Source organism: Marinobacterium lutimaris (assembly GCF_900108065.1).
Lineage (GTDB): Bacteria > Pseudomonadota > Gammaproteobacteria > Pseudomonadales > Balneatricaceae > Marinobacterium_D > Marinobacterium_D lutimaris.
On sequence record NZ_FNVQ01000002.1, the window covers coordinates 48,858 to 51,857 of the forward strand.

3 protein-coding genes are annotated in these 3,000 nt (G+C 60.8%); 2 read left to right on the forward strand and 1 reads right to left on the reverse strand.

Annotated features, from left to right (window positions below; translation table 11 throughout):
* Nucleotides 1-3: 3 nt before the first annotated feature.
* Both C4S72_RS10890 and C4S72_RS10895 read left to right on the forward strand, forming a co-directional pair.
* Entirely contained in the window at nt 4-666 is a 663-nt protein-coding gene (locus C4S72_RS10890) for a response regulator (protein ID WP_104003153.1), read from the forward strand.
* Entirely contained in the window at nt 667-2,007 is a 1,341-nt protein-coding gene (locus C4S72_RS10895) for an ATP-binding protein (RefSeq protein ID WP_104003154.1), read from the forward strand.
* Between the two features lie 24 nt (nt 2,008-2,031).
* Here the strand turns inward: C4S72_RS10895 and C4S72_RS10900 are convergent, their stop codons facing one another.
* On the reverse strand, nt 2,032-2,886 hold the full coding sequence (locus C4S72_RS10900; protein ID WP_104003155.1) for an efflux RND transporter periplasmic adaptor subunit: 855 nt from the start codon (nt 2,884-2,886) through the stop codon (nt 2,032-2,034).
* Nucleotides 2,887-3,000: the final 114 nt, after the last annotated feature.

Here is a 3,000-nt window from a genome sequence, read left to right on the forward strand (position 1 = left end):
GGCATGAGAATACTGGTGGTCGAAGATGACCGCTTGCTGGGCGACGGTATCCGCGCGGCGCTACAGAAAGCCGGAGAAACCGCAGACTGGGTCACCTCCGCCGAGGATGCCTGGCACACGCTGCAACTGGAGCATTTCGATTGCCTGCTGCTGGATCTGGGCCTGCCCGGCATGGGCGGCCTGGAGATGCTGCGCAAGCTGCGTCGCAACGGCAACGACCTACCGGTACTGATTCTGACCGCCCGCGATGCCATCGAAGACCGCATCGCAGGCCTTGATGCCGGCGCCGACGACTACCTGCTCAAGCCGTTCGACCTGTCCGAGCTCAAGGCAAGGCTGCGCGCCGTCACCCGACGTTACAAGGGCTACAGCGATACCCTGCTGACTCTGGGTGAACTGCAGATCGACGCCCAGGCTCAGAGCGTCAAATACCGCGGCCAAAGTGTCACCCTGTCACGCCGTGAATATGGCCTGCTGCAGACCCTGGCGGAAAATGCCGGCCGCATTCTCAGCCGCGACCGTCTTGAGGAAACGCTGTACGGCTGGGGTTCCGAAGTGGAAAGCAACACCCTGGAGGTCCACATCCATCACCTGCGCAAAAAGCTGGACCCTTCGCTGATCCGCACCGTGCGCGGTGTCGGCTACATGATCGACAAGGCGGAATAGATGCGTTCGATCCGGCAAACGCTGACCATCAGTCTGCTCAGCGTCGGCCTTCTGGCCGGCCTCACCACCGCCACCCTCGCCTACCTCGCGGCGAAGGATGAAGCCGAAGAGCTGTTCGACGCACAGATGGCGCAGATGGCGCGCCTGGTCGAACAGCTGGCGCCGGACGACGATTCCCTGCCACTGGTGATCATGAATGAAGAGGAGTGGATACCGGCGCATCCTTACGAGGAGCAGCTCTCCTACCGTATCGTCAGCAACGCCGGCAAAGTGCTGATCGCCTCACCCAGCTTTCCCGAGTGGATCGACCAGCAACCTGTCGACGGTTACCGGGACCTGGACCACCCGGTCGAGAACTGGCGCATTTTTACGCTGATCGGCGAACAGGGACAGAACCATATCCAGGTGGTGCAAAGCGACAAGGCCCGCACCGAGATCGCCACCAAGATAGCCCTGACCAACACCCTGCCGATCCTGGTGTTTCTGCCGCTGCTCTGCCTGGCGATCTGGTGGCAGATCGGCCGTAGCCTCAAGCCACTAGTCACCCTGAGCGAAGAGGTCTCCGAGCGCAGCTCCGGCCATCTGAACCCGGTGCGCCTGCAGGAGGTACCCAGCGAAATTAACGGCCTGGTGCGCGCCCTGAACCGTATGCTGCAACGGCTTAAGCTGAGCTTTGAACGCGAGCGCCGCTTCACCGCCGATGCCGCCCACGAGCTGCGCACACCGCTGGCAGCACTGCAGATCCATTGCGAGAACCTGTTTGCCGACCTCAAGGATGAACAGTCCCGCGGCAGCACCGAGCAGATTCTCAGCGGCCTGAAACGGATGAACCGTATTGTCGAGCAGTTGCTGCATCTGAGCCGGCTGGATCCGCAGGAACGCCTGCCCGACAGAGCCCCGCTAAACCTGACCGAGCTCTGCCGTGAACTGATCGGCGACCAGATTCCTTTCGCCATCGCCCGCCGCATCGACCTGGGACTTACCGCACCTGATGAAGACCTTCAGGCCAGCGGACATGCGCTCTACCTCAGTATTCTGCTGCGTAACCTGGTGGATAACGCTCTACGCTACACCCCGCAGGAGGGCGAGGTGACGCTTGAGCTGGAACAACTGGAGGGAAAGATCCGGGTGAGCGTGATCGACTCAGGCCCCGGCCTCAGCGATGAACAGAAACAGCGGGTTTTCGAGCGTTTCTATCGCGGTCGCAACAAAAGCGACGGCAGCGGGCTGGGCCTGTCGATCGCCAACCAGATCGCCGAACTGCACGGCTCGGAAATTGAACTGCTTGACCGGCAGGACGGTAAGGCCGGGCTGGTTGCGCGCTTCACGCTCGAAGGCTGAAGCGCGCCGCCCGTTGAAGTCTGCTCAGGGATGCTGGGCGATAGCGCCCTCTTCACCCATCATAAAATCCAGGGTGCAGTGCATACCCGCCGGCAGCGCATAGTCTGAATTGGGTAGTTCAAGCATTACACCGAAGGTGCGGCTGGAGGGGTCGAAAACGCTGTCGATGGCGGTCACCTTCGCCTGGTAGGTACCGGTTTCCACCAGTTCCGGCGTCACCTGGGCCAGCATCCCCATCTTGATCTGCGGATACATCTTCACCGGCAGGAACACCTCTACATTGAGCGGATCGATCTGCGCAATGGTCATCAACGGTGCCTGGTCATAGGCGTACTCGCCCTTGGCCAGTTCGACCTTAGTCACCACACCATTCACCGGGCTGCGGATGATACGGCGATCAAGACGCTGCTGGGCGTGCTGATGCTCGACTTCGGCGATCTCTTTTTCGCGGCGGGACTTATCCAGTGTCAGTTGCGTCAGGCGCACCTCCACATTGGCCTGGTCGTAATCCTTTTCAGAGATCACGTTTTTCGCCTTGAGAGTCTCGAACCGCTCCAACTCCTTGCGACGAAACGCCACCTGGGTGCTGGCTGAGCGGATATCCTCATTACTCTGCGCACGCATCCGCGCCAGCTCGACCATCAGGGTTTCCAGCGAACGTTCCAGGCTGGCCACCACCTGCCCCTCTTCCACCCGCTGGCCACGCTCAACCTTCACCTCATCGAGAATGCCGGCCTCGGCGCTACCAAGCTTGATGGTTTTCTTGGGCTCAATCACACACTGAAACGACTGTTCTTCTGCCGCCCAGGCTGGGACAGACAGGGCTCCCAGCAACAGGGCCAGGGTAAAACGGGTGCACGGACTACGCTCGAATCTCATTCCATGTCCTCGACATTGAATTCAGTCAGCTCAACTTACGGCGGCATCCCTGCCCTATGGCGGAGCTCCCTGCCCCGCTGTCTCGGTAAAGCGCTGCGTGTTAACAGCCCGTTG